A 25,798-nucleotide genomic window follows, 5' to 3' on the forward strand; every position below is an offset into this window, starting at 1 on the left:
CTACAAAATCTTTCAAAATTTTGTAGTCTCTCTTTTTTTCATTAGTAATGAATCAGTTTCAACTCTTCGTTTCTTTGTTGGTACTGATGGAGCAAATCATCAACAGTCAGATTGTTGGTAAAAAAATCTAAAAGTAATTCTGGTAAGATATCAACTTTATAATCCATTTGCTGTTCATAAATGATTCTTCCAGGTTTAATTTTAGCATTATTCAAAATACCAGGTTGCTCTTTTGTTGAGGGTAAATTACTAATCTTTTTCTCAAAATACTCTTCGAAAAATAGACGACAGTGAGTTAAATTTTTAGTTTCTTTGTTTATATATAAGGATGAGGGTAGCATGTACACATATTGATTGTCTTGATTAGGAAAAGGAAAAAAGCCCAATTTATCCTTATCAAGAACGTGATTATTCGTTAAATAATTCTGAAAGCTGTATTGACCTAATAGATGGGCACTGTTTTTTTTCCCAAAGTCATTCAATCCCATTGATAAACTCATTGTTAATAAGTTTTGACTCAAAAATTCTTGGGATTTCAATCGATCGACTTTTTCTAAGACCTCGCGATACTGCTCGACACCACTTATTGATTCTGATGTTTCTGCAACATACCAATAATACTGTGTTAACCACTGATCTTTAAATGGAGTCAAAATGGGAGTGATACTGTTTTCCTTTATTTTTTTAAGATTTTTTTCAAAATCTTCCCAATTGTTAGGAATGCTTAGATCTAAATCATCATAAATATCCTTACGATAAATGAACCCTATTGCATCAACATTACCCATAGGTAACCCATAAACCTCTTTTTTTATCGATACAGCTTGTCGGTAGCTGTCGATGTACTGATCAACATAATACTCATCAGATAAATCATAAAAATATTCTTGTGGGTCAAGTGCTTTAAAAAGCCCCCCACTATTGAATAGTAGAATATCTGATGCATTCTTTGTTAATAATTCTGTCGTAACTTCATTTTCTCCTGCAGTTCCTGACGGGCGCTCATTGAGCTGGATATCTATTTTATGAGTACTGGAAAACGAATCAATAAAGTCTAAAAAATCATCTGTCACTAACCCAGCATCCACTGATATTGATAACTCTGAGACCTGTGGTTGTTTTTCTTTTGTCTGTTGTCTTTGATTGCTATCACAACCACTTAAGAGTGTGAGACTACTTAGAATGAAAAGAATCATCCAGATTGCGAATTTCTTCCTGAAACATTGATGGACTTTTCCCAAAATGCTTTTTGAAAACCTTGCTGAAATAAAGCGCATCCTTATACCCCACCTCCTCAGCTATTTGTTTTAAACTTATTATTGGCGCTTGATTCATTTTGAATACAGCTTGTTCCATTCTTAGGTCCAGCATAAACTCCTTAAACGTTTGTTGCTTGTACTTTTTAAAAAGATCATTAATTGATTTCATTGAAATACCAAAATGCTCACTTATCATAGTCAAGTTTAAATCAGACCGATCAAAATTTTGCTTTAGAAATTGTTCTATCAATTGATAGAACTCATAAGAATCAATTTTTTCAGGAAATCTTTTGGATTGGTCCAAAAAATGTTCTATCAAATCCTGGTAGTCCCGGACTACATCAGATATTTCAACACTGGAAAATATCACATCTTCAAATATGTTACGACTAATTTGCATTTCAATCTCCAAGTATTGATTAAAAAAACTCAGTAAATGATTACTTCGATCAATCAACTGTTGAGTTGTTAATATGTTCAAGTTTTCTATCACGACATTCTTCAATAACTCCTCTAACTCAATCCAATGTCCTTTTACATAGTGATCTTGCAGTTTACTATGCACACTTAACCAGTTCAAAGAATCTTTTTGAGAAACAATATCATCCTTAATAGTTTCAAAACTAAAAACCTCTTTTACACCTATACGATGATATAATTCTACAAAACGTGACATCTTGCTATAAATACTATTAAGTTCTGAAATGGTAATAAAGGAACTGGAATATATTGCTATATAAGGGTTCCTCGTAAATCCTTCTTGAATTTTTCCCAATATTTTAGCTAAATGAGAGGATTCTTGAATAATCAAGACAAACTCATTTCTTTTTCGTCCATTAATTACAAAATTCATTAAGCCTTCGAATTCCGCTATTTTTTTTTTAATTTCCATATCGTCATAAACTACCAATCCATTAAAAGATCCAAAATGTAATGTAATAATCTGATACCTTTTATTCCAATGAATGTCGGTAGTATAACCATTTTTCTTTATTTCATTTTCCAAGAGACGTTTTTCGTATCTTTTCTTTTTTTTCTCTCGTTTACTCGCAATTTTACTTAATACCTCTGTAATCTCCTCAATCTTAATCGGTTTCAAAAGATACTCCTCGACCCCGAATTGAATTGCTTTTTGAGCAAAACTAAATTCTTGAAAACCACTTAGAATGACTACTTCAATATCAATCTTTTTTTCGAAAATGTATTCGGATAATTCAATACCATCCATTAAGGGCATTTTTATATCTGTGATGACAGCATCTATTTCTGGTTGATTCTCAATCATTTCTTTTGCAGCAAGCCCATTTCTCGCTCTACCAACAATTTGTATTTCTAGCGGAATCTTTTCTATAATTTTCTCTAAAATCGTTAGGGCAGCAGGTTCATCTTCAACCAATAATAGTGTCATCATTTTTTTGACCGTCCTTTTTTTTATATAAGGAAATTTTTGTTCCCTTTCCATCAGATTCAATCGACATGTTAAAACCCTTTCCATAAAACAAACGAAGTCTTGCATAGGTATTGATAATACCTAATCCACCAATTTCAAAATCTAACTGAGATAAAGAATCATGATTGTCTAAAATGGTTTTAATTTCCGCTATTTTTTGTTTTAAGTAATCAATTTTTGCATCAGATATTCCTGGACCATTGTCACTGATCATGATGTGCCATTCATTGAGTGGAGAATCTGTTGTTGAAATTTGAACAGCGACTGATTCTTTTCCAGAATCAAAACTGTATTTTATACTATTCTCAACAAATATTTGTAAAACCAATTTTGGAATCCTGATATTCTGAAATTTATCAGGTAGTTCGATATCATATTTAAGCATTTCCTGATATCTTTTTTTCATTAAAAGCAAATAATTTTTGACATGTGCGAACTCCTCTTTGAATGTCGCTTGCTTCTCAACATTTGAAGTTGAGTAACGTAACATTTCAGTAATTCCTTGCGCGATTTCTACTATATCTGCATCATCATATTCGATCCCTTTATAAGCGACAATATTCATAATATTGTAAATAAAATGCGGATCGATTTGAGCCTGAAGGACTTCCATATTCGCTTCAAATTGCTTTCTTTGAGCGATTAGCTCGTTTTCAATCGATTGATTTAGCCGTCTCTTGAGTCCATTATAAGACTCAGACAGAGCAGTAATTTCATTTTCATCTGATTTGATTGAACTACTTATTGGTAGGTTACTAATACTGGCAGTTTCCATTTCTCTCTTAAGTTCTTCAAGAGGATTTAGAATCCTATTCAATTGTCTTTTGAAAATATGATACATGATGAAAAGTAAGACAACACTAATAGATACGATATAAAAAGAAGTATTCCAAATAGAATTGTTTACTGCTGTTAACTCCTGAAAAGCAATTACTTTATGACCATTTTCCAGTTTTACTTCTCGAACCAGTGCACCATCATAAGTTCTCCCGCTTGTTTTCTTTTGGGTGTATTGCTGCATTCTAGCCAAATCACCATTTTTCGAATACGCAATAGTATGCCTCTCGTTATCAACAATAAAAAAAGAAATCTGGGTCTCTTTTGAAGGGTTCAGTAGTTGGTCAATTTTCTTTTGCTCATCTTCTACCTGAATATATACTTTCTCCTGATTAGAATAGTTTACTTCTCGGATATAAGAGAAAAGATATGTGGCAGAACTGCTCCAAACATCTTGATAATGTGGAATGACATGGATTCCCCTATAACTATCACCATTGGACAAGAGTTTCTTGATTTTTTCTGATGCATCGTCATTTAAGCTGGACAAACTAATATCATTAGTCAAAAAATCATTTTTTGTTGTTATAATATTGACTCGATAAAAATCAGTCAGGTTGGAATAGTTACTAATTTTTTCAGTAATTTGACGATATGACTTCTCTAACGATGAAACATTCTTTTCGTTTCTTTCGATGTAACTGAGTGTTTGTATGTCATCTAAAAAATCTTTGTCTGATAGAATGTTCGTAGTAGCTTGTTCATAAGAAGATAATTGTAATTCATATTGCTGCCTAACCGTTTCAGTATAGTTTGACAACGTAGCATAGGCTTCGTCTCTCGTTTGTTTGCTATTGTATAAGACAATACTGATAGAGACTAAAATGAAAAGTAGAACTGAAATAAAAAAATAGATAAATGCTAATCGTTTTTTTAAGCTCATGTATTAGTACTCCAATTCACGATTTGAATATTTTGATCATCCTGACATCGATGCTTAGATAATGTCGATTGTGAGATAAACAGCTCCTCTGAAGCTTCTAAATAATTGTTATACCTTGACAGAATGACAAAATCTTTAAGGTAATTGATATTCATCTCTGCTCCTCTTTCCATATGGATTACCGCTGCTAAATCGAAACTTACACATCTCTTACAGTCCTATTTGATAAGATGCCTTTTATAATTTTTTCTTCTGTATCCATCTAATTTCACCTTTTATATATCAAGTTTATCATGATACTTCCTGAACAAGTAATACATTCTTACTTCTTCATCGCAAGATAATTATTTCTCGATGAGAATCTTTTACTTGCACGTCAAAGTTCGACTTTTTACAGGTTACTTAGTTAGAGAGAAATCCGCTTGATTAAGAGCTGTAAGGTAGGAGGAGGAAAGTCCGAATCGTATACAAAATGGGAATAAATTAATTCCTAAGTTACTTTGATTTTATGTCTGCAACGGAACTCTACAACCTAGACAAACCGCACACCTTGAATTCCCTCTGGATAAATCTTCGCGATATTCTCCAGAATAAACTCCGCAAATCGGCGCGAGGCAAAGGACATCGTCTGCCAATTACGCCAGCCTAAAGCGACGGTCCGTTCGGGATGCTCCTTGATCTCACGGACGGCTACCTTGTCCTTGACTCCCGACAATGTCAGACTGTACATGATCGAAACGCCTAATTGCTGCTGAACCATCTCAAGGATCGCGGAATCATCATAGATTTTATATTGAATGTTTGGCTCAAGCTGTTTTTTTGAAAAAGCTTCTAGGGCTACACTAAATTCCCCTTCGTCTAAAAGGATCAGAGTCTCCTGTGCTAGCTGCTTCAGACTGACTTGATTTTCAACAGTCAGCTTGTGTTCATTTGGAATAACCGCCAACATCTCATCGTGATAAATCGGCCGCGTCTCCACCCCATCAACACAATCATGATTCAAAAAGCCGAAGTCGACTCGATCATTTATGATCCAGCTGCCAATACTGGAGGTTTCTCCCTGCAGCAATTCAAAACTGACTTTGGGATATAGCTGCTTAAAATTTCCCATCAGCTGCGGCAGGAAATTTTTACTAATACTGTTAAAGGCGCCAATCCGAATCGTACTAGCTTCCAGACCTAAAAGCTCCTGCTGTTTTTTCTCCAATTGTTTTTCAGCTACTTGGATCGCTTGAAGATAGGGTAAAAACTGCTCACCATCACTCGTCAAGCGGATACCGTCTTTTCCGCGATTGACTAGAATGGTTCCCAATTCCCGTTCCAATGACTTGATGATCTGACTCACCGCACTTTGAGAATAACCCAGTATTTTCGCGGCTTTTGTAAAGCTCCCTACTTCTATCACTAAGCAAAACACGCGGTATTTTGTGATCATATTTACCTCCATAAGATTTACTTATGGATCCATTATAATCATTCGTTTTACTATGGTAAAGGAGCTCTCTATAATGTGGCTAAAAGAGAGGAGACGATGTCGTGAAAGATAAACGTTTAGTCAACCCTCCCAACTCAAATGTGACGTTCTCAAAACAAGTCTTTTTGGAAGGGATCAGAGACGGAATCCCCATCGGCTTAGGCTATTTTGCGGTCGCTTTTTCTTTAGGAATTACCGCTAGGAATGCTGGTCTGACTCCTTTTCAAGGCTTTCTTGCCAGTATTTCGAACAATGCTTCCGCAGGACAATATGCCGCTTTCGTTCTGATCGCTGCGAAAGCCAGTTATTTAGAAATCGCAATCGTCACGCTTGTCACGAACGCCCGCTACCTGCTGATGAGCTGCGCGTTGAGTCAACGAATTTCATCAGAGACGTCCCTGCTCCATCGCTTTCTGCTTGGTTACGATGTTACTGATGAGCTTTTTGGCCTTACGATTTCCCGTCCTGGTTTTGTTGAGCCGTTTCATACCTATGGCGCTGTTTTTGTCGCCGCTCCTGGTTGGGCAGTCGGCACAGCTCTGGGGATTTCTGCTGGAAATCTTCTGCCTGCAAGTCTAGTCAGCGCTTTAAGCGTTGCATTGTACGGCATGTTCTTAGCTGTAATTATTCCGCCAGCTAGAAAAGACCGATTGATCGCCGCCTTAGTATGTATCAGTTTTCTTGCGAGTTTTCTATCTGATAAGCTGGCAATATTTGAGCGCCTGCCTAATGGGATGCAAACAATCATTTTGACTGTTGGGATCTCAGTATTAGCTGCTTTATTTTTCCCTGTGAAGAAAGGGGCGAAAACGAATAATGAATAATTACATTTATATTGCGGTAATGGCTAGCGTCACGTACGCGATCCGCGTGATTCCTTTGACTCTGATTCGTCGTCCGATCAAAAATGAGTTCATTCAGTCTTTCCTCTATTATGTTCCTTATGTCACCTTATCAGTCATGACCTTCCCTGCTATCACGCAAGCCACGCGTTCACCACTGGCTGGAGTGTTGGCTTTAGCAGTAGGAATCTTTGCAGCTTGGTACGGGGCAAATCTGTTTAAAGTTTCCTCCTTGTGTTGTGTGGTCGTGCTGATAGCGGAATTTATTTTATTTTGATCGTTAGGTTTTCGCTCAGCATACTTAACGAATAGAAAGTTACTTGCGGAATTGCTTTACATTTGGCAAGGTTGGAAGGTGTGTATTCTGAAAAAACAAAAGCAAGGCGCTAGATGTCAGCATTCATCTAGCGCCTTGCTTTTGTTGAATATGCTATTTTACAAACATTGCATCACCGAAGCTGAAGAAACGGTAGCGTTCTTCAATCGCATGATGGTAGGCAGCCAACGTCTTTTCACGTCCGGCAAAGGCACTTACTAACATCACTAAAGTTGATTTAGGCAAATGGAAGTTTGTTGAAAAAGCTTGAACAATTTTGAATTCATAGCCTGGTGTGATAAAAATATCGGTCCAACCACTGTCGGCTTTGATTTCACCATTGAATTTTGTTCCGATCGTTTCTAGCGTCCGGATCGAAGTTGTTCCGACAGCCACGATTTTTCCGCCATTGGCTCGGACTTCATTCAATTGGACAGCAGCTTCTTCCGTCAGGCGATAGAATTCACTGTGCATTTGATGTTCAGCGATATTATCGACACTAACTGGTCGGAAGGTTCCTAATCCGACATGTAACGTTAGATAGACCAGCTTCACACCTTTTGCGGCGATTTTTTCTAGTAGCTCAGGGGTGAAATGCAGGCCGGCTGTTGGTGCTGCGGCTGATCCGTTTTCCTTCGCGTATACGGTCTGATAACGTTCGGGATCTTCTAAGCGTTCTTTGATATACGGCGGTAATGGCATTTCACCAAGTGATTCTAGATTTTCTAAGAAGATACCTTCATAAGAAAACTCTACGATCCGACCGCCATGTTCCAATTCCTGCTTCACTTCTGCCCGCAGGCGGCCATCGCCAAAGACGATCTGCGTGCCGACCTTCGCCCGACGCGCTGGCTTGATTAGGGTTTCCCACTCATCGCCTTGAGTATTGTTCAGCAGCAACACTTCAAGATGTCCGCCAGTTTCAGGCTTCTCGCCATATAGACGCGCTGGCAAAACTCGTGTGTCGTTCATCACTAAAGCATCACCAGGATTCAATTCTTCAATAATCTCATCAAAATGTTTATCCGCGATTTGGCCAGTTTCCCGATCCAGCACTAATAAACGCGAACTGTCACGCTTTTCTAGAGGGGTCTGGGCAATTAATTCTTCTGGTAAATCAAAATCAAAATCTTCTGTGGTTAACATAGCTTCTCCTCTTTTCCTCGGCTATTCTATCATGGGACACGCGCAATGAAAAGTCCATTGCTATTTACATAATTCCCTCATCAAATTAGAATAGTTTTCATTTTCATAAAAAATTTTTACAAAAATTAATTATTCGTTTTTTTATTCTGCCATCCTCTCATACTTCTAATAAAAGATGATTACATCCATAAAATCAAAATAGTTATTTTATAATCTAGAAAAAGCAATACTAATCTGATAAAAATAGTTGCAAATGAGCCAGTCATTTGCTTTTTTATCGCTTTGTGTAGCATACTAAAATTATAAGTCTGTTAAATTTTTTGCTTTTTAGATGCTGAATTCATGTATATCAGTTACTTTCACTGAAGGATCTCTTGCATATAAATACGCTTGGCGGAATAGTCGATGAAGTGGAATTAGAGCTTTTTTCTTGTGAAAAGATCGTCTAATCCGAGTGACGCTCCGCTGAATTTTCGTGTCAGAAAAATTTGAACATACAAAACAGGAATAGGAGTGTAAACATGATTGAGTTTGACCACGTTTCTAAAATCTACAATGGAAACAAAGTAGCCGTTGAAGATATCAACCTCTCTTTTGATAAAGGAGAATTCATTTGTCTGATTGGTACCAGCGGCAGCGGCAAAACCACTACGATGCGGATGATCAATCGCATGATCGACCCAACAAAAGGAACAATCAAGATCAACGGAGAGGATATTCAGAAGAAAAATCCTGTTGAATTGCGTCGTCAGATTGGTTACGTGATCCAAAATATCGGTCTAATGCCCCATATGACGATCCGTGACAACATTACCCTTGTACAACGTTTATTGAAAGTAGACAAAGAAGAACAGAACAAAACAGCCGAGAAAATGATCGATCTTGTTGAATTGCCGCGAGACATGCTGGACCGTTATCCCCATGAACTGTCTGGTGGACAACAGCAACGGATCGGGGTTGTTCGTGCGCTCGCTGCCGATCAGGATGTCATTTTGATGGATGAACCCTTCGGTGCGTTAGACCCGATCACTCGTGACTCGCTGCAAGACTTAGTAAAAGATCTGCAGGAACGTCTAGGTAAAACCATTGTCTTCGTTACTCACGATATGGACGAAGCCTTAAAGTTATCGAACCGGATCGCCATCATGGACAACGGAAAAGTGATTCAATTTGATACTCCAGAAAATATTTTACAAAATCCAGCCAATGAATTTGTTGAGGAGCTTTTAGGAGAAGACCGCTTATTGCAAGCAAAACCAGATACGACAACTGTTGGCGAGATCATGATGCATACAGCCGTTTCCATCACGCCAGAGAAGAGCCTGCAAAACGCGATTCGTTTGATGCGGGAAAAACGGGTAGATACCTTGTTGGTCGTGGATGAAGACAATGTCTTGAAGGGCTTTGTCGATGTTGAAACGATTGACCGTGAACGTCGTCGCGGAAAAGCAACCAGCATCGGCGATATCATCAATCCAAAAGTTTTCTACGTCAAAGAAAAAGCGTTGGTTCGCGACAGCCTGCAGCGAATTCTAAAACGCGGTGTGAAATACGTGCCCGTAGTGGACGACAGCAATCACCTTGTCGGCATCTTAACGAGAGTGTCGCTAGTGGATATCATTTATGACGTTCTTTGGGGCGAAGAAGAAACTTTCGGAGATGCAGCAGAAAACATCACTAGCGGGGAGGCGTAATCATGCAAGCATTCATCAATGAATATGGTGGGCAAATGCTGACAAAAAGCGCTGAACATTTGTATATTTCTGCCATCGCTCTAGGCCTTGGTATCTTAGTTGCTGTTCCTTTAGGTATTGTCTTGACCCGTTTGCCCAAAATCGCTAATCTTGTGATCGGAATCGCCAGTGTCTTGCAGACCGTTCCTTCCCTTGCTTTGCTGGCCTTAATGATTCCCTTCTTCGGTGTAGGGAAATTCCCGGCGATCATCGCCTTGTTCATTTATTCCTTATTACCGATTTTACGGAACACCTTTATCGGGATGAAAAATGTCGATCGTAATTATCGTGACGTCGCCAAAGGTATGGGGATGACCAATCTGCAGTCGATTTTCACTGTGGAACTGCCGATCGCTATTCCAACGATCATGGCAGGAATTCGTCTAGCCGCTGTTTACGTTATCGCATGGGCAACATTAGCCTCTTACATTGGTGCCGGCGGACTAGGTGATTTGATCTTCAGTGGATTGAACAACTTCCAACCGCCTTTAATCATCGCAGGAACAGTGCCGGTCATCGTGATGGCATTAGTCGTCGATCTGCTACTAGGTTTCTTAGAAGATCGCATGACTCCAGCAGCCCTAAGGAAGGAGGAGTAACCCATGAAGAAAATAAAAATTTTGGCTTTACTCGGACTTTCTCTACTATTTCTAAGCAGCTGTTCCTTCCCTGGTTTAGCATCAAACGATGATGAAGAAACGATCGCTATTACTGGAGGGATCACTTCAGAGATGCAAATCCTAGGCAGCATCACTGCTGGAATGGTCGAGCATTATACAGATAAGGAAACGACAGTGATCAATAACTTGGCAACGAACATGATCAATCATCAAGCGATGCTGAAGGATGACGCGTCGGTCTCCTCTGCGCGCTATACAGGAACGGACCTGTCTTCGATCCTGCAATTACCAGCTGAAAAAGATCCTAAGAAGGCCTTCGATATCGTTCATGACGAATTCGAAAAACGCTTTGATCAAACGTGGCTTCCTTCGTACGGCTTTGACAACACCTATGTTTTCTTAGTTCGAAAGGATACCGCTGAAAAATACAATCTGAAAAAAGTCAGTGATTTGAAACGTGTCGCCGGTGAGTTAAAAGCAGGTGTCGATACTTCGTGGATTACACGTAAAGGGGACGGCTATGAAGGCTTCAAGCAGGCTTATGGATTCGAATTTTCTTCAATCCTGCCGATGCAGGTCAGTCTGGTTTATGACGCCTTGTCAGTCGGAAAAATGGACATCGTTCTCGGCTATTCCACAGATGGACGGATCGCCAGCTATGACCTCGTGATGTTAGAAGATGACTTGCGCTTCTTCCCACCTTACGATGCTGCGCCGATCGTTTCCAATAAACTGCTGAAAACTGATCCAGAGGTCAAAGATGCTTTGGAACGTTTGGCTGGAAAAATCTCTACTGAAGAGATGCAAAAGCTCAACTATCGAGCAGACAATGACTTAGTTGAACCGCAAATCGTTGCTGAAGAGTTTCTAAAAGAACATAACTATTTCGAAGGGAAGTGAGCGTAATGGAAAATCTAAATACTTTTCAACAATTCATTCAATATTATCAAACGAATGGCAGTATTATTTTCGCACAATTCGTTCGCCACTTCTTGATCTCGATCTATGGGGTGATCTTTGCTGCGATCGTCGGGATTCCATTGGGGATCTTCATTGCTCGCCATACGAAGCTAGCCAACTGGGTGATTCGTTTAGCTAACGTGATCCAGACAATTCCATCGCTAGCGATGATTTCAGTCTTGATGATCGGAATGGGCCTCGGCGTCAATGTCGTCATTCTGACTGTCTTTCTATATTCACTATTGCCAATCATCAAAAATACCTATACTGGCATGCGGCAAGTCGATAAAAATGCCTTAGATGTCGGAACTGGCATGGGAATGACGAATTGGCAGCGACTATACATGATCGAGCTTCCTTTATCTGTCTCTGTCATCATGGCAGGTATTCGAAATGCTTTAGTTGTCGCCATCGGAATTACTGCCATCGGCGTATTCGTTGGTGCCGGCGGTCTGGGGGATATCATTATCCGCGGAACGAACGCAACAGATGGAACTGCGATCATCCTAGCCGGAGCATTACCAACCGCCTTAATGGCGATCATGACTGACTGGATCTTAGGAATCGTTGAACGCAAACTAGATCCGGCAACGAAAACAAGTAGATAAATTTAAAAAGTCGCTCTGATCGAATTTCAATCAAAGCGACTCTTTTTTTAGTTGCTATTCAACAACTCATACCCGACTTCTTCATCGCAAATCAAAACATTGATCAGCTTGCCATTGATCGCGCCTAGTGTTGCTGTTGCTCGTTTCTTCGAGCAGACGGCACCGATGCTGATCGGTGCTAAACGCAAGGAATCCAAACCGCTGGAAATCGGAAATTGATTGCGGTACTGGATTTCTTTTCCATCGATATCAAACGCTCGACCAATCATCGTTCCTACTGCGCCTTCAGCCACAAGATCATTCAAATCACGATTATCTAAGATTCCCGAAGAAACCAACGTATTGCGTGTGGTTTCAATATTTCCGATACCGCTAAAGGCTACGTCAATCTTACGCCCTAGTGAGATGTTCAAATCGATTTGCGGCTGCGCCAATAGTTCTTCCTGCAGCTTGTGGGAATTAACGAAGGCTGGCGCGTTGAAAAATTCATGCCGGCCATTCAATTTCTGCGCTAAACGGAAAACCAGCTCGTTTCCATCCATCACAGTTCGATTCGGTCCCAAACTTCCCGTCAATTGAACCACATGAACATTTTTCATTTCATGCTCAGGAAAGTTTTTCACCATTTTTTCCACCGTCGCGCCCCAAGAGATCCCCAGCAGTTTGTCATCAGATAATGCGCTGCTGATATAATCCGCCGAAGCCTTGCCTACATTGTCCAAGTCAAAATCATAATCGCCTAATCCTTTTACTACGATGACCTCTAATAGATCGAACTTTTCCTTTAGTTTCATCATCAACGCATTATTGCGTTCAAAAGGTGCTTCGATCGAGATTTTGACGATTTGCTTCTCGCGCGCTTCCTCCAGCATTCTGGAAATGGATGGACGTGATACCCCAATTATTTTCGCAATATCGTTTTGGTTCATCCTATCTAAGTAATACATTTCTGCTACTTTTAATAATGTAGAAATATCATTCGCCATATTATCCTCCTAGTTCAAATACTGGGTCAGCATCCGTTAATTATGCAATAAAGTCGTCAATCATTTCTAACGCCCTTACTACGCCGTCTTCATCATTGGTCGGGCAGTGCCATTTGGCCGCCTGTTTTAATTCATCCGTAGCATTTCCCATCGCGATCGATTGCGGAAACCGTTCAAATGAGGAGAGATCATTGCCATTATCGCCGACAACAAACACTTCGCCGTCTGATAGTCCATAATGGCTGGCCAATTTGGCCAAAGAGCTTCCTTTATTAACACCTTTCTTACTGAACTCGATCATGGTCGGATAGCCCTCGACACAGGTGTATCGCTGTGAAAAACGTTGTTCTATCCGGCTTTTATTCTGTTTAATTATATCGGGCTTATCACAAATAATCAATTTAGAATATTTCTCAGCTGGATCACATTCGCTGAGCGAGCAGACTCTCAAATCATTATTCGTCAAGAAGCAAAATTCTAACGTTCCAAGATTAATCGAAGGAAACGAAGTAACCACTTCACGATCATTGACTGCAATGCAGGTTAGCCCTCTTTCGCGGCAATAGTCCGTCAGCTCTTGATAGGCCGAAAAATCCAGCAGCTCCTCGACTAATTTTTGACCATTCCCATTTTGTACCATTGCACCATTCGCCAGCACGTGATAATCATCCGCTATCCCCACCGCTTGCGCGTGAGGCAGTGCGCCAGACAGTGGGCGCCCAGAGCAAAAGGTAAATTTGTAGTTTGGGTTCTTTGCTCTTCGCCTGATAGCTTCCGTTACTCCCCTTGTTAACTTTCCAGTAGAATCCAGTGAAGTTCCATCAAGATCTAATGCAATTAAATTCATAGGTTTTCCTTTCAAAAAGAAGGCTGGATATTTTCTACCCAGCCTTCTACACTTCTATTTTCCCATCTCTTTTAAGGCTGCCAATGCTGAATCTAAAAATGTATCTTCATCTAACCCAGTCAATAATCCAACCGAATTGATTTGCGGGATCCCCTCTGCGTCTGCTGGATCGATTGGGCTGGTATACGCCACCAGGTCAATATCACCATTCGCAACAGCGCCTTTGACCATTCCAGGATTTACCTCTTGAATCTCTACCTCATAACCATGCTCCTCTAACAATTCCACGATTCGTTCGCCGACCATGGCCGAACTGACCGTACCAGATCCGCATACAGATAAAACTTTGATTTCCGTCATCGCTAAACCTCCTATTTCACTAGTTTCTATCCATGTAAGTTCTTATCATCCATTATAGTATAACGCTTTCAATAAATGGCGCTTTTTTAAAATTTAATTTTGCTGGTAACTGCTAGAACTTCTTCCGGCGTTTTAGCAGTACTAATTGCATCCAGATCCTCTCTAGTTTTAAAAACATTCATCAATTGTCGTAAAAGGTCCAATTGCTTCTTTGGATGTTCCATCGCTAATGGGAAAAAGATCTTGCTTTGCAGCTTGATATCCGGACTGCCCATCATGGAAACTTCAATCGGTTCTTTCGTAACCACTACTCCCATCGCTGGCCGCAGAACATGTTCAGGGTCCGTATGAGGAATCGCGATGTTATGACCATCAGCCGCCAGACCCGTGGGAAAAACTTCCTCCCTGGCAATGACCGCATCTATATAAGTCGACTTGACGATTCCGGCCTTTTCAAATTCCGCACCCATCAATTGGATGACTTCTTCAAAGGAATGAACATCCTGATCGAGCAAGATACAATTTTTTTCAACGAGATTTTTTTCTTCCATAGCAAACCCTCACCTTATTGTTTGTTTGGCTGCAGAACAACCTTTATTTCATTGCCAGCCATGACCTGTTCGATGGCTTCTTCCCATTGCTCTAATGGATAAACCTTTGTGATCAAGCGCTCCGCATTGATTTTTCCTTGCTTCATCAGATCCAAGGTCAAATGCCAAGTAGACGGCTTTTGCGATCTTGAGCCGATCACATTCAGCTCTCTTTGCACGATCGAATTCATGTCTAACTCATTTAAACTTTTAGCAAAGACACCCATTTGAATCAAGGTCCCTTTTTGTTTCAAATAATCAAAGACTCCTTTGATTGCCGGTGCAGCTCCGGAACACTCGAAACAATAGTCCGCGCCTTTTCCACCCGTGAACGCTTGAATAATTGCCGCTGCGTCCTCTGTCTGTGAATCGATCACTCGATCAGCCCCCAATTCCAGCGCTGTTTTTAACCGCTCAGCGTCTTGAGTGATTCCGACAACAATCACTTTGGCTTCCACACTTTTCAATACCTGACTCAAGCATAACCCAATCGGACCGGGTCCGACAATCACTGTCACATCATTTTTTTTGACTTGAACTTTTTCCATACTGGCATGAACCCCGCAAGCGATCGGCTCAGTAATCGAAGCTGCTAGCAAAGTAAGCTTTTCATCCAGCACATGGACACTTTCTTCACGTGTTAACACATACTCAGCAAAGCTGCCATTTACTTGACTGCCTAAGCCTTTGCGATTCAAGCAAAGATTGTATTCCTTGTTCAGACACGATTCACATTCGCCGCAAGTAGCAAAGGTCGTCTCACTAGTAACTAGATCCCCTACTTGTACATCGGTTACATTCTCTCCAATGGATTCGACAACACCAGAAAATTCATGACCTAAAACTAACGGCGTCTTCAATCGATCATATTCCCCTTTAAAGCCATGAATATCCGTTCCGCAAATCCCCGTATAAATCACTTTGACCAAAACTTCTTTGTCTTTTGGGATCGGAGTATCAATTTCTAACAGTTTCATTTTGTTGTAGCCAGGTTCTGTTTTGACTAACGCCTTCATGCGACCACCTTTTCTTTTGGAGTATCATTTTTTTCACCTTCCAAGAAAGACCAAACGGCTTGTTTGTTTTTCTTGAATAAGAAATACATTGCAAAATAAAGTACAACCACAATTCCAATCAATAGATAGTTACCTGATAAGAATGTTAGGAAAATCAAGGCCATCACTGGGTTATACAAGATTCCAAAGCTGGTAATCATCATGGCACCTTCGGGAATATTTACACCCACCTGAGCCGCCACTTCGGTAAAGTAAGGTGCAGTATACGTACAAACGTACAAACCAATCGTAAACCAAATCACACCTGAGATCACACCTTTGAAAATATTCCCTTTCGAAACACAGATAATCATTTCCACCATATATGGCAAAGCGATCAAGTCAACTAAAGGCAAGGTTTCGTTACCTGGCAAGACCATCGCCAACAATACCATGATCGGGATCAAAATCAGCCCCGTCATCAACGTCGCTGGTTCACCATAACCAACTGCATCATTCACGGACAGCATCCATTCACGATTTTTTCCGCTGCCTTTCGCTGTCTTCTTACTCGCATTCGTCAAGCTGGTAAACGCCGAAGCAAAGATACTCGCAACCCGTGGGAAGATGGCCATTACGGCGGATACTGCTAATCCCATGGTGAAGACACTGCCCCAGCCATCTAAAGTATTCAACGTGTTCAAGTTCCCCATGATCCCGATCAGCAAACCAAGAAATAGACCTAACGTGATTGGTTCACCCAAGAAACCTAATTTCTTCTTCAATGTAGCTGGATCCCAATTGATTCTATCCGCGCCTAATTTACTTAAGAGCCAGTTCATCGCGATCGCATAGGGTACCGACGTAACATGGTGTGGCGCGGTCAGGGTTGTTCCCGGCAAGCTGTAATAATTCGCCCAGCGCTTGGCGATTACTTCCCCAAACAGCATGACATATAAGTTCTGAACGATCATACACGCCATCGCTAACACCATATTGTTAGTAATCAAATAGATCATCGAACCCCAAACCATAAATGAATAGTTATTCCACATATCACTCGGCATGAATACATCGGTCCATTTTACTAAGAATAATGCCACTTGCAGGATCAATCCTACTACTAAGAAAATCACACCCACCTGAGTAGAATAGGCAATCACCGAAGTCGCCTGCCAGCCTGTGTCGAACACCGGTAATTTCACACCTGTTTGTTCAACCATATTATTGATGACTGGTGTAACGATTGGAACAAATGAGTTGACGATCAAGTTGAACCCTGTTAACCCGATCCCAGCGTTCAAAGCGGACTGGAAGGCCTTTTTTGGTTTGACCTTCAAAAACAATGCCACGATGAACAACATCACCGGTACAACGACAGCGGCACCAAATGAACTCAAGATATTTTGTAACAACTCCACAATAATTCCTCCTTTTTCAATTGAACTTATTTTCACGCTTAAGAACTTATGACAAGTATCACACGGAATTTTCGATCTGTCAACACTTTTATTGGAAACGATTACACATGCCGAAGAAGTTACTATAGTACTATATCTAAATATTTTTACAAAAATACATATTGACATTTGTTCTTTATGATGAAATAATGTAAAAAACGACATTGGAGGTTATATCATGCTTGAACAATTGAAAGAGACGGTCTGCAAAGACAATAAAGCGCTTCCTAAAAATGGATTAGTTTTATGGACGAGCGGAAATGTCAGTGCAAAAGATCCCGAAACAGAATATGTGGTCATTAAACCCAGCGGTATCCATTTCGAGGACTTGACCCCAGACAATATGATCGTTGTAGATTTGGCCGGCAACGTAATCGAAGGTGAACTGACACCTTCAGTAGATACTGAGTCTCATCTATATGTATACAATCACTGCCCTGAAGTTCTCGGAATCACTCATACCCACTCGCCATACGCTACTGCTTTCTCGATTGCTGGAGAATCACTTCCTATATATACGACGACTTCTGCAGCTGTTTTCGGAAAAAAAATCCCACTATCAGAAATCGCCGCTGTCGGTGAAAAAGCCATTGGCGCCGAGATCGTTCGCTGCTACCAAGAAACCAGCTGTCCTGCAATCCTATTAAAGAACCACGGCGTCTTCACCGTTGGCAAATCAGCTACCAACTCTCTGAAAAATGCCGTTATTCTTGAAGAAACAGCCCAAAGCGTCTATTACGCACGAACCTTGAACGCATCACTCCAACCATTAGAAGAGTCCTATACTGAAGAAGTCTATGATTTCTATCAAAATAATTACGGACAAAAATAAATACAATAGAAAAGGAGTTTTACCATGGCAACTAATTATACGATCGCTGATGTAGAAAAAGCGGCAACAAACATTCGCAAGCATGTACTGAAACTGACACTCGAAAGAAACGGCTGCTATCTTTCCCAGGCCTGCTCTTCCGCGGAACTTTTCGCGACTATGTACTTACGTGTTCTAAACTTGAGTGAAAGCAAAGCGCCTCGCTTACCGAATAAATTTCCGGGAACACCGTCAAAAGATAATATGGATTACGTCCAAGGAGCAGAATACCACGGCTCATTAAAAGCCCCTTATGATCGCTTCTTCGTATCACCTGCCCACTATGCTGCTCCTGTCTATGCGGCTTTGATCGAAGCGGATCGTTTAGATGAAGAAGCATTGGAAATGTTCAACCGTGACGGCTACTCAATGGAGATGATCGGCGCCAATCACACGCCCGGATTTGAAAACGCTGCCGGAACATTGGATCAAGCAATCAGCGTTGCTGGCGGAACGGCTCATGCGCGAAAATTACGCGGGGAAGAAGGACGTGTCTTTGTGATGATGTCCGACGGGGAAATGGAAGAAGGCCAATTGTGGGAAGCCATTCAAGCTGCGGTCTTTTATGAACTGGACAACCTGGTTTTGTTGGTCGATATCAACGGCCAGCAAGTCGAAGGGGAAACCAAGAAAGTCATGAATATCGAACCTTTAGAAGATCGTTTCACCGCATTTGGCGCTAAGGCAGTCTCAGTCAACGGACATGATATCGAAGCAATCGAAGAAGCCGCCAAACAAGGGGAAAAGAACAAACCATTAGTTATTCTTTGCTATACGGACCCAACTCAAGGTATCCCTTACTTAAACGAAAGAAGACCAATCCTGCATTTCGTTCGTCTAAAGGAAGGCGAAGAATTCGATAAATACACCAAATTCTACAACGAAATGTAAGCAAAAAAAGGAAGGAGTATTATTTATGAAAATAGAATCGGATGTACATTCAAAAAATATGATCAAATTTGCTCGGGAAAATGAGGATGTCTTAGTCTTATCAGCAGACTTAGGAACTTCTTGTGAAGTCAAAGAGTTTCCGAAAGTTTTCCCTGAAAAGTATTTATCAATGGGGATCGCCGAACAAAACATGTTGAGCTGGGCGGCTGGTTTAGCTCGTGAAGGCTTCCGACCATTCTTACACACTTTCGCGGTTTTCCTATATCGTAGACCGCTAGATCAATTAGAAATGTCGATTGCTTATCCAAATCTGCCTGTTTCGCTTTTAGGCTTCGTGCCAGGAATTACGACTCCCGGCGGCGTGACGCACCAATCGATTGAAGATGTCGGTATTCTCCGCACCATTCCAAATATGACGATCTTCGATTGCGGCGATGCGACTGATGTAGAATCTGCTTTAGAAATTTGTAAAGAAGTCAACGGACCGATCTATGTCAGAATGCTGCGGGGACAAATGCCAAGACTCTTCTCACCTGACAAGCCAACGGAATTTAACAAAGGGCGGGTGATTTCTTCTGGTGATGATGTTGCTCTATTTTCCAGCAGTATCTGTACAGAAGAAGCAATGCGAGCAACCCAGTGGCTGGAAAAACAAGGAGTCTCTGTTCAGCATGTTCACATCACAACCTTGAAACCATTTACTGATCCGTTAGTTGTTGAATCCATCAAAAAAGTAAAACATGGGGTGGTTACGATGGAAAACCATGTCAAGATCGGCGGATTAGGCACGGCAGTCGGTGAAGTGATGTTAGAACATCAACTGCATAAACCATTAATCAAAGTCGGCATTGATGATGAATGGACTCACGGAGCCTCAAAACCTTACTTATTGAAAAAGTACGGCTTAGACGCCGCTTCCTTGATTCGAGCAGTGGAGAAGATTTTAGATAAAGACCTCGACTTCAAGGAAGAAGAATTAGAAGACATTCGCTTAGAAGACTACGATCGAGTTTAAAAAAAAAGCATTCCTGAGAAAAATCTCTCAGGAATGCTTTTTTAGAGAAGAAACTCGTTCTCCCCTTTTTTTAAATACTCATGCACCTTCTTAGCTAATAGAAACGGAGACTTCGGAATCGCATCAACAGTATCTCCTGCAATGTGGGAAGTAATTACCAAATTATCCAATTTGAGTAAAGGATCATCCAGCTGCAGCGGCTCCTCCCAAACAACATCAATAGCCGCTCCAGCAATTTGTCGCTCTTTCAACACATTGATAAACGCTTCCTTAACAAGCAATCCCGGTCGCGCAGTATTAATCAAATAAGCACTAGGCTTCATCAATGCTAATAATTCCTCGTCCACCAGCTTTTCTGTTTCTGACGTAACTCGCATATGCAGAGAAACGATATCTGATTTCGAAAACAACTCTTCCAAAGAAACAACTTCCACCTCAAGTCCTGAGCTCAACAATTTCTCCTGATCAACAAATGGGTCATAAGCGATTACCTTTACTCCAAGTCCCATAAGCCGCTGTGCCACTATTTTGCCAATATGCCCCAATCCAACTAGGCCAACTATTTGATCAGAAAGCGTAGTTCTATAAGCATCATTGGGGTAGCTTTTCTTCCAGTCTCCTTGCATCACCGCTGCATGAGAAAGGGCAATATTTCTTGTTACTGTATAAATCAGACCAATCGTGTAGTCTGCAACCGGTTCGGCGTTCCGAATGACATGAATGATTGGAATCTTCTTTTCTCTAGCGGCCGCAAGATCGATATGCTCCACTCCGCCACGACAAGTACCGATCAGCTTCAAATTCTTTGCCTGCTCAATCAGCTTGCGGGGAACAGGCGCAAGATGTACAAACAAATAGTCGGCGTCCCTTATCTCTTCCATGATCCCTACTGGAATAGCGATCGCTTCCGGCCCATCCTTTTCAATCACTTTCAAGTTTCGCTGAAATTCTTCCTGCGAATCTTCTGTTCGCCATTCCAAAGTGACGATTTCTACCGGTTCTGGAATCCCCATTGAAGCCACAGCTTCATTCAGAGTTTTGGCTGACACAAAAGTATCACCAACAACGATTACTTTACTCATCTTTTTAACCTCTCTCCTTATTTGTTGTTTTTCTTTACCGCAAACCATTCCGCCAAACGGTTACTGACATAGATTGATTGTACTTTGACGGCTGATCATCAAGCATCGCAATCTGCAAAAGGCAAAGCCAACACCCTTCACTAGTTTTTCTCCTATTGACCATAACTCGGAAACCGTTCGAGTACTTCTTTCATATCTGTTTTGTCTAATATCACCGGATTGCCAAATAGAGAAGCACCAACATGCAAGCCTGCCAAACGTTCAATCTCACTCGCAACAGAAAAAGCATCTTGCAAAGTCGGACCGCAAGTCAGGAGTCCATGATTCGCCAAAAAACAAGCATAGCGATCTGCCATCGCTTCAAACGCGTATTCCGCTAACTTTTCCGTACCAAAAGTCGCATAATCAGAGCAACGTACCTCATCGCCTCCTGCAACCGCTATCATATAATTGGTGGCTGGAAGATTTTTTCGACAAGTAGCTAAGATCGTGCTAAACGTCGAATGTGCATGTACCACTGCGTGGACTTCATCACCACGTCGTTGATAATTAATTAAGTGCATTTGCCATTCACTTGAAGGCTTCCTTGTCCCTTCAACAATCTTTCCTTCAAGATTCAGCACAACAATGTCCTCTACTGTCATCTCGAAATAATCGATCCCACTAGGTGTGATCGCCATCAGCTGTCCTGCTGGGTCATATACGCTGATGTTTCCGCCAGTTCCTGCAGTCAATCCCGTCGAAATCAATTTTTCGCCATATTCTACCAACTGCGCCTTTTCTGTTTCCATCATAAGTACCACTCCTATCAAGAAATTATGTTCAATCAAAAGAAAATATTTTCCATATTCAACCTAACACCTCTTTTTAAATAAGTCAACACAGAACGAATGATCACTAAAAAGAAATAATTATCTAGTTTTGCTTTCCTACAATATCTAAAACCTTTGAATCATCTCTTTTCGCGTATCCTCCCCCGTGGTATCATTTATGAACAGTTAGGGTTCTGGTAACAACGAAAACAAGGATATTTAACTAGAGAATTCGCATGAAAATGAAGGGGGTGGTGAAAAATGAAGGGATTGGTCTGCAACTATTGCGGTGGAAATCAATTCAAAAAAACGGAAACTGGCTATGAATGCAGCTATTGTCATGCGGTCTACGAACTTGATGCCCCACCTCTAGAAAAACGATCACTTCGAAAAAAGCCGCTGTCCATTATAGGAATCACACTGATCCTTATTGTTGGCATTCTTTTTATTAGCAGTATTCTCGTGCCCAATTCATTGAAGACAACTCCTTCAAAGATGGGACCGCAATTGACTACATTTACACCTGCCACCAGCGCTAAAAGCTCGACAGATTCGACGACCTATTCGCCGAGCCAATTGAACAATCCGGAGCGAAACGTGAGAATAGCGGAGCTTTCGTTGAACCAAGCAGAGATTGATTTAGCACTTGTATCCGCCGAGGAATACGGCGGCGACAAGACGCAAGACTTTAAAGATCGAGTGGCAGCTGCACAAAAGCAACGTGATTCTCTGGAAAAAAATCGGCTAAAAACACCACCGAAAGAAGACATGATCATCGAAAATCCTGCTAGTGATTTTGCGATAACAACTTACTATCGAGAAGCTGGATTTCTAGCTGCTTACGGACCAGATTTTGATCAATACTCTAGCTCAGATATTTTACGAATTTGGGGTCAGCCAGATGAGATCGTTACAGATACCGAACAGATTCAAAAAAAGCTGGCTCTTAAGTTTGATAAACAAAACAAGCCCGTTAATTATGAAGCGAAGATGCTTAGAGAGCAGTGGCAGCAAGGAAAACTAACTTGGCGGGAAGTTCGCGCCTTCATCGCCATAAACACCGATAATACTTATGGCGGCTTCAACAAACTATTTGTTTATGAAAAACAAGGAAAACCTAATGTGTATCTTAAAAATGATCAGGTAGGATATGTCACCCCAATTGTGCGTTACATTCACTTTAGTCGTCTACCAGAAAAGTATCCGCGTGCTGGGTTAGGCAAATATCCAGATGACTTTCCTGAAAACTATGAATCGGATGGACTCTATCATGAAAAGTAAAGAATGTGTGAATTGCGGAAGCACCCATTTCCATAAAGTAGAACAAGGCTGGAAATGTGATTATTGTGGAACGGTTTATTTGAAACCGCAAAAAGGGTCTTCACCGCAACAAAGTCAAAACCCAGATACCTATTCAAAAAAACGACCTCGTAAAGTGATAATTGCGATTTCTTTTGTCATTTTGCTCATCATCGGTTCTGTCATTTTTATACTTTCTAATACCACTTCTTATGAACCGATCGACACGCAACCAGCAAACTCCCAATCAAAAGGAGCATTTCCTGGAGAGTGGACATCAGAAATTTATGACAGTATAAAGGTCGCGACAAAGCATTACGATGCTGACAGCGAAAAATACTCCTTTGAAGGCGGGGCCAGTTATGAAGAATTAGAAAAGCTGGTTGGTCCGCCAGACAGAATAACCAGCTGGGAAAAAGAAAAATACGGTATGCCCCCAAAATCGACAGCTACTTGGGACCAAACGAAAGACGGCGAATACGCCAACGGCTCTGTCACAATCACTTATGATAAACAAACAAAGATGATCACAGACAAGAGTCGCTACTAATAGACGATTATCTAAAAAAAGACCAATCATCCGAAATAAATGGATGATTGGTCTTTGGCTTATTCTGATAATTCTTCAAACTGTGAGTTGTACAATGCGGCATAAAGTCCATTTTGAGCCAGTAGTTCTTCGTGGCTTCCTTGTTCTTTGATATCTCCACCCTGCATGTAAAGAATCTTATCCGCATCCTTGATCGTTGACAGACGGTGAGCGATAACAAATGACGTCCGCCCCTTCATCAGGTTGTTCATGGCTTCTTGAATTAATCCTTCTGTCCGTGTATCTACCGATGATGTCGCCTCGTCTAAGATTAGGATTGGTTTGTCCGCCAAAATTGCCCGGGCAATCGTCAGCAATTGTTTCTGGCCTTGAGAGATATTGGAAGATTCTTCATTCAATTCCATCTCGTAGCCACCAGGCAGTGTCTTGATAAAGTGATCGACATGAGCCGCTTTCGCTGCTGCGTATACTTCTTCATCTGTTGCATCTAGACGACCATACCGCAAGTTGTCCATGATCGTTCCTTTGAACAACCACGTATCCTGTAAGACCATCCCGATGTTCTTACGTAAATCTGCACGATTGAAGTCTTTGATATTATGACCATCGATCTTGATCGCGCCAGAGTTGACATCGTAGAAACGCATTAGCAATTTAACCATCGTTGTTTTACCCGCACCGGTCGGTCCAACAATTGCGACTGTTTGACCAGGATCGACATGAGAAGTAAAGTCTTGGATAACGATCTTGTCTGGTGTATAACCAAATTGAACGTGATCAAAGTCGACCATACCTTCTGCTTTATCGATTTGAACAGGATTTTCAGCCAATTGATCTTCTTCCTCTTCACCTAAGAATTCAAAGACCCGTTCAGCTGCCGCCGCCATTGATTGCAGCATGTTTGATACTTGTGCCAGCTGTGCGATTGGTTGTGTCAAATTACGAACGTATTGAATGAACGCTTGGATATCCCCAACAGTGATCGTCCCATTATAGGCCATAACCCCGCCGGCAATCGCTACCCCAACATAGCCTAAGTTACCGACAAAGTTCATGATCGGCTGCATCAAGCCAGAAAGAAATTGTGATTTCCAAGCTGATTTGAATAGAATATCATTTTGTTCTTTAAATTCCTTCAATGAGTTCTCTTCTTCATTGAACAAACGCACGATCGTGTAACCGCCAATCGTTTCTTCAACTTTACCATTGATCACACCAAGGTATTCTTGTTGCGTCTTGAAGTATTTCTGCGAGTTCTTTACCACAACCATGATCAATAGTAATGAGATTGGCACGATTAAAATCGCAATACCGGTCATCTTCACTGAGATCGACAGCATCATCACGATAACTCCGATGATGGTGAAGGTTGATGTAATTAATTGCGTCAAGCTTTGGTTCAGCGATTGCCCTAAGGTATCCACATCATTCGTGATACGCGATAACACTTCACCAGTCGTACGACTTTCAAAATAGTTCATTGGCATGCGGTTGATTTTTTCAGAAATCTCTTTCCGCATCCGATAAGTAATTCGTTGTGAGATCGTCGACATGATCCAGCCTTGGATGATCCCAAATAAGGACGCAACTACATACAGCCCCAACATGAAGAGCAGGATGCCGCCGATTTTATCAAAGTTGATATCACCAGTTCCTTGATACTTCTTGATCAGACCATTAAATAATTCAGTAATCGCTTTTGACAGGATCTTTGGTCCCCAAATATTGAAGATCGTTGAAGCTGCCGCAAAGATCATTACAAGGAAGACCGCGATCTTATATGCGCCAAGGTATGAGACTAACTTTTTAATTGTCCCCTTAAAGTCTTTGGCCTTTTCTACTGGCGCAGCCATTCCTCGGCCAGGTCCGCCACCATGAGGGCGATTTTGTTTTTGTTCTGCCATTCTTTTCG

25 protein-coding genes are annotated in these 25,798 nt (G+C 41.1%); 11 read left to right on the plus strand and 14 right to left on the minus strand.

Annotated features, from left to right (window positions below):
* Positions 1 to 41: 41 nt before the first annotated feature.
* From AC4J95_RS00205 to AC4J95_RS00220, 4 genes are all read right to left on the minus strand, one after another.
* Positions 42 to 1,277, minus strand: coding sequence for an ABC transporter substrate-binding protein (locus AC4J95_RS00205; protein WP_494548135.1), 1,236 nt, complete (start codon positions 1,275 to 1,277; stop codon positions 42 to 44).
* Positions 1,174 to 2,670, minus strand: a complete 1,497-nt coding sequence (locus tag AC4J95_RS00210; RefSeq protein ID WP_494548136.1) for a response regulator — start codon at positions 2,668 to 2,670, stop codon at positions 1,174 to 1,176. The genes AC4J95_RS00205 and AC4J95_RS00210 overlap by 104 nt, the downstream gene beginning before the upstream one ends.
* Positions 2,648 to 4,429 carry a sensor histidine kinase gene (locus tag AC4J95_RS00215; protein WP_494548137.1) on the minus strand — a complete coding sequence of 594 codons (1,782 nt, stop codon included), beginning with the start codon at positions 4,427 to 4,429 and terminating at the stop codon, positions 2,648 to 2,650. Before AC4J95_RS00215 ends, AC4J95_RS00210 begins: the two co-directional genes overlap by 23 nt.
* Before the next feature lie 532 nt (positions 4,430 to 4,961).
* A complete protein-coding gene (locus AC4J95_RS00220; RefSeq protein ID WP_494548138.1) occupies positions 4,962 to 5,864 on the minus strand; it encodes a LysR family transcriptional regulator in 903 nt (300 codons plus the stop codon).
* A gap of 101 nt (positions 5,865 to 5,965) precedes the next feature.
* Between AC4J95_RS00220 and AC4J95_RS00225 the strand changes: the two genes are divergently transcribed.
* Positions 5,966 to 6,727, plus strand: a complete 762-nt coding sequence (locus tag AC4J95_RS00225; RefSeq protein WP_494548139.1) for an AzlC family ABC transporter permease — start codon at positions 5,966 to 5,968, stop codon at positions 6,725 to 6,727.
* Positions 6,720 to 7,022 carry an AzlD domain-containing protein gene (locus tag AC4J95_RS00230; RefSeq protein ID WP_494548140.1) on the plus strand — a complete coding sequence of 101 codons (303 nt, stop codon included), beginning with the start codon at positions 6,720 to 6,722 and terminating at the stop codon, positions 7,020 to 7,022. Before AC4J95_RS00225 ends, AC4J95_RS00230 begins: the two co-directional genes overlap by 8 nt.
* Before the next feature lie 153 nt (positions 7,023 to 7,175).
* On the opposite strand, the gene queA is transcribed toward AC4J95_RS00230, so the two are convergent.
* Positions 7,176 to 8,207: a tRNA preQ1(34) S-adenosylmethionine ribosyltransferase-isomerase QueA gene (gene queA / locus AC4J95_RS00235; protein ID WP_494548141.1), complete on the minus strand. Its 1,032-nt coding sequence runs from the start codon at positions 8,205 to 8,207 to the stop codon at positions 7,176 to 7,178.
* A 521-nt stretch (positions 8,208 to 8,728) separates the two neighbouring features.
* On the opposite strand from queA, the gene AC4J95_RS00240 reads away from it, so the two are divergent.
* The 4 genes from AC4J95_RS00240 to AC4J95_RS00255 are packed head-to-tail and all read left to right on the plus strand — an operon-like array spanning position 8,729 to position 12,128.
* Entirely contained in the window at positions 8,729 to 9,901 is a 1,173-nt protein-coding gene (locus AC4J95_RS00240) for a betaine/proline/choline family ABC transporter ATP-binding protein (protein ID WP_494548142.1), read from the plus strand.
* A 2-nt stretch (positions 9,902 to 9,903) separates the two neighbouring features.
* Positions 9,904 to 10,539 carry an ABC transporter permease gene (locus tag AC4J95_RS00245; protein ID WP_316401900.1) on the plus strand — a complete coding sequence of 212 codons (636 nt, stop codon included), beginning with the start codon at positions 9,904 to 9,906 and terminating at the stop codon, positions 10,537 to 10,539.
* 3 nt (positions 10,540 to 10,542) lie between these two features.
* Positions 10,543 to 11,460: an osmoprotectant ABC transporter substrate-binding protein gene (locus AC4J95_RS00250; RefSeq protein WP_494548143.1), complete on the plus strand. Its 918-nt coding sequence runs from the start codon at positions 10,543 to 10,545 to the stop codon at positions 11,458 to 11,460.
* Positions 11,461 to 11,465: 5 nt separating this feature from the next.
* Positions 11,466 to 12,128: an ABC transporter permease gene (locus AC4J95_RS00255; RefSeq protein WP_410470511.1), complete on the plus strand. Its 663-nt coding sequence runs from the start codon at positions 11,466 to 11,468 to the stop codon at positions 12,126 to 12,128.
* A gap of 47 nt (positions 12,129 to 12,175) precedes the next feature.
* Here the strand turns inward: AC4J95_RS00255 and AC4J95_RS00260 are convergent, their stop codons facing one another.
* The 6 genes from AC4J95_RS00260 to AC4J95_RS00285 form a co-directional block, all read right to left on the minus strand.
* Complete coding sequence (locus AC4J95_RS00260) at positions 12,176 to 13,114, minus strand: sugar-binding transcriptional regulator (RefSeq protein WP_494548144.1); 939 nt, start codon at positions 13,112 to 13,114, stop codon at positions 12,176 to 12,178.
* Between the two features lie 40 nt (positions 13,115 to 13,154).
* Positions 13,155 to 13,961 carry a Cof-type HAD-IIB family hydrolase gene (locus tag AC4J95_RS00265; RefSeq protein ID WP_494548145.1) on the minus strand — a complete coding sequence of 269 codons (807 nt, stop codon included), beginning with the start codon at positions 13,959 to 13,961 and terminating at the stop codon, positions 13,155 to 13,157.
* Positions 13,962 to 14,015: 54 nt separating this feature from the next.
* Positions 14,016 to 14,321, minus strand: a complete 306-nt coding sequence (locus tag AC4J95_RS00270; protein ID WP_494548146.1) for a PTS sugar transporter subunit IIB — start codon at positions 14,319 to 14,321, stop codon at positions 14,016 to 14,018.
* A gap of 86 nt (positions 14,322 to 14,407) precedes the next feature.
* Positions 14,408 to 14,872, minus strand: a complete 465-nt coding sequence (locus AC4J95_RS00275) for a PTS sugar transporter subunit IIA (protein WP_494548147.1) — start codon at positions 14,870 to 14,872, stop codon at positions 14,408 to 14,410.
* Positions 14,873 to 14,886: 14 nt separating this feature from the next.
* The gene (locus tag AC4J95_RS00280) at positions 14,887 to 15,927 is read right to left on the minus strand and encodes a zinc-dependent alcohol dehydrogenase (protein WP_494548148.1); all 1,041 of its coding nucleotides are present in this window, start codon (positions 15,925 to 15,927) and stop codon (positions 14,887 to 14,889) included.
* Entirely contained in the window at positions 15,924 to 17,327 is a 1,404-nt protein-coding gene (locus AC4J95_RS00285) for a PTS galactitol transporter subunit IIC (RefSeq protein WP_494548149.1), read from the minus strand. The genes AC4J95_RS00280 and AC4J95_RS00285 overlap by 4 nt, the downstream gene beginning before the upstream one ends.
* Before the next feature lie 217 nt (positions 17,328 to 17,544).
* Between AC4J95_RS00285 and AC4J95_RS00290 the strand changes: the two genes are divergently transcribed.
* Genes AC4J95_RS00290 through AC4J95_RS00300 form a run of 3 tightly spaced genes read left to right on the plus strand, consistent with a single transcriptional unit; the run spans position 17,545 to position 20,143 of the window.
* Positions 17,545 to 18,198: an L-ribulose-5-phosphate 4-epimerase gene (locus tag AC4J95_RS00290; protein WP_494548150.1), complete on the plus strand. Its 654-nt coding sequence runs from the start codon at positions 17,545 to 17,547 to the stop codon at positions 18,196 to 18,198.
* Positions 18,199 to 18,222: 24 nt separating this feature from the next.
* Positions 18,223 to 19,128, plus strand: a complete 906-nt coding sequence (locus AC4J95_RS00295; protein ID WP_494548151.1) for a transketolase — start codon at positions 18,223 to 18,225, stop codon at positions 19,126 to 19,128.
* 25 nt (positions 19,129 to 19,153) lie between these two features.
* Positions 19,154 to 20,143: a transketolase family protein gene (locus AC4J95_RS00300; RefSeq protein WP_494548152.1), complete on the plus strand. Its 990-nt coding sequence runs from the start codon at positions 19,154 to 19,156 to the stop codon at positions 20,141 to 20,143.
* Between the two features lie 41 nt (positions 20,144 to 20,184).
* Here AC4J95_RS00300 and AC4J95_RS00305 read toward each other — a convergent pair whose 3' ends face one another.
* Positions 20,185 to 21,225, minus strand: coding sequence for a 2-hydroxyacid dehydrogenase (locus AC4J95_RS00305; RefSeq protein WP_494548153.1), 1,041 nt, complete (start codon positions 21,223 to 21,225; stop codon positions 20,185 to 20,187).
* A 152-nt stretch (positions 21,226 to 21,377) separates the two neighbouring features.
* On the minus strand, positions 21,378 to 22,016 hold the full coding sequence (locus AC4J95_RS00310; RefSeq protein WP_494548349.1) for an L-fuculose-phosphate aldolase: 639 nt from the start codon (positions 22,014 to 22,016) through the stop codon (positions 21,378 to 21,380).
* A 282-nt stretch (positions 22,017 to 22,298) separates the two neighbouring features.
* Between AC4J95_RS00310 and AC4J95_RS00315 the strand changes: the two genes are divergently transcribed.
* Positions 22,299 to 23,318: a DUF4947 domain-containing protein gene (locus AC4J95_RS00315; protein WP_494548154.1), complete on the plus strand. Its 1,020-nt coding sequence runs from the start codon at positions 22,299 to 22,301 to the stop codon at positions 23,316 to 23,318.
* The gene (locus tag AC4J95_RS00320) at positions 23,308 to 23,886 is read left to right on the plus strand and encodes a hypothetical protein (protein ID WP_494548155.1); all 579 of its coding nucleotides are present in this window, start codon (positions 23,308 to 23,310) and stop codon (positions 23,884 to 23,886) included. The genes AC4J95_RS00315 and AC4J95_RS00320 overlap by 11 nt, the downstream gene beginning before the upstream one ends.
* A 59-nt stretch (positions 23,887 to 23,945) precedes the next feature.
* Here the strand turns inward: AC4J95_RS00320 and AC4J95_RS00325 are convergent, their stop codons facing one another.
* On the minus strand, positions 23,946 to 25,790 hold the full coding sequence (locus tag AC4J95_RS00325) for an ABC transporter ATP-binding protein (RefSeq protein WP_494548156.1): 1,845 nt from the start codon (positions 25,788 to 25,790) through the stop codon (positions 23,946 to 23,948).
* Positions 25,791 to 25,798: the final 8 nt, after the last annotated feature.

This window comes from Enterococcus sp. GPZ-007 (assembly GCF_059374735.1).

Coding starts and splice junctions, on each gene's coding strand:
- AC4J95_RS00290 (WP_494548150.1), top strand. CDS start 17,545: ATGCTTGAACAATTGAAAGAGACGGTCTGCAAAGACAATAAAGCGCTT.
- AC4J95_RS00265 (WP_494548145.1), bottom strand. CDS start 13,961: ATGAATTTAATTGCATTAGATCTTGATGGAACTTCACTGGATTCTACT.
- AC4J95_RS00275 (WP_494548147.1), bottom strand. CDS start 14,872: ATGGAAGAAAAAAATCTCGTTGAAAAAAATTGTATCTTGCTCGATCAG.
- AC4J95_RS00270 (WP_494548146.1), bottom strand. CDS start 14,321: ATGACGGAAATCAAAGTTTTATCTGTATGCGGATCTGGTACGGTCAGT.
- AC4J95_RS00240 (WP_494548142.1), top strand. CDS start 8,729: ATGATTGAGTTTGACCACGTTTCTAAAATCTACAATGGAAACAAAGTA.
- AC4J95_RS00320 (WP_494548155.1), top strand. CDS start 23,308: ATGAAAAGTAAAGAATGTGTGAATTGCGGAAGCACCCATTTCCATAAA.
- AC4J95_RS00250 (WP_494548143.1), top strand. CDS start 10,543: ATGAAGAAAATAAAAATTTTGGCTTTACTCGGACTTTCTCTACTATTT.
- AC4J95_RS00220 (WP_494548138.1), bottom strand. CDS start 5,864: ATGATCACAAAATACCGCGTGTTTTGCTTAGTGATAGAAGTAGGGAGC.
- AC4J95_RS00310 (WP_494548349.1), bottom strand. CDS start 22,016: ATGGAAACAGAAAAGGCGCAGTTGGTAGAATATGGCGAAAAATTGATT.
- AC4J95_RS00205 (WP_494548135.1), bottom strand. CDS start 1,277: ATGCGCTTTATTTCAGCAAGGTTTTCAAAAAGCATTTTGGGAAAAGTC.
- AC4J95_RS00245 (WP_316401900.1), top strand. CDS start 9,904: ATGCAAGCATTCATCAATGAATATGGTGGGCAAATGCTGACAAAAAGC.
- AC4J95_RS00210 (WP_494548136.1), bottom strand. CDS start 2,670: ATGATGACACTATTATTGGTTGAAGATGAACCTGCTGCCCTAACGATT.
- AC4J95_RS00280 (WP_494548148.1), bottom strand. CDS start 15,927: ATGAAGGCGTTAGTCAAAACAGAACCTGGCTACAACAAAATGAAACTG.
- AC4J95_RS00325 (WP_494548156.1), bottom strand. CDS start 25,790: ATGGCAGAACAAAAACAAAATCGCCCTCATGGTGGCGGACCTGGCCGA.
- AC4J95_RS00230 (WP_494548140.1), top strand. CDS start 6,720: ATGAATAATTACATTTATATTGCGGTAATGGCTAGCGTCACGTACGCG.
- AC4J95_RS00215 (WP_494548137.1), bottom strand. CDS start 4,429: ATGAGCTTAAAAAAACGATTAGCATTTATCTATTTTTTTATTTCAGTT.
- AC4J95_RS00255 (WP_410470511.1), top strand. CDS start 11,466: ATGGAAAATCTAAATACTTTTCAACAATTCATTCAATATTATCAAACG.
- AC4J95_RS00305 (WP_494548153.1), bottom strand. CDS start 21,225: ATGAGTAAAGTAATCGTTGTTGGTGATACTTTTGTGTCAGCCAAAACT.
- AC4J95_RS00315 (WP_494548154.1), top strand. CDS start 22,299: ATGAAGGGATTGGTCTGCAACTATTGCGGTGGAAATCAATTCAAAAAA.
- AC4J95_RS00295 (WP_494548151.1), top strand. CDS start 18,223: ATGGCAACTAATTATACGATCGCTGATGTAGAAAAAGCGGCAACAAAC.
- AC4J95_RS00300 (WP_494548152.1), top strand. CDS start 19,154: ATGAAAATAGAATCGGATGTACATTCAAAAAATATGATCAAATTTGCT.
- queA (WP_494548141.1), bottom strand. CDS start 8,207: ATGTTAACCACAGAAGATTTTGATTTTGATTTACCAGAAGAATTAATT.
- AC4J95_RS00260 (WP_494548144.1), bottom strand. CDS start 13,114: ATGGCGAATGATATTTCTACATTATTAAAAGTAGCAGAAATGTATTAC.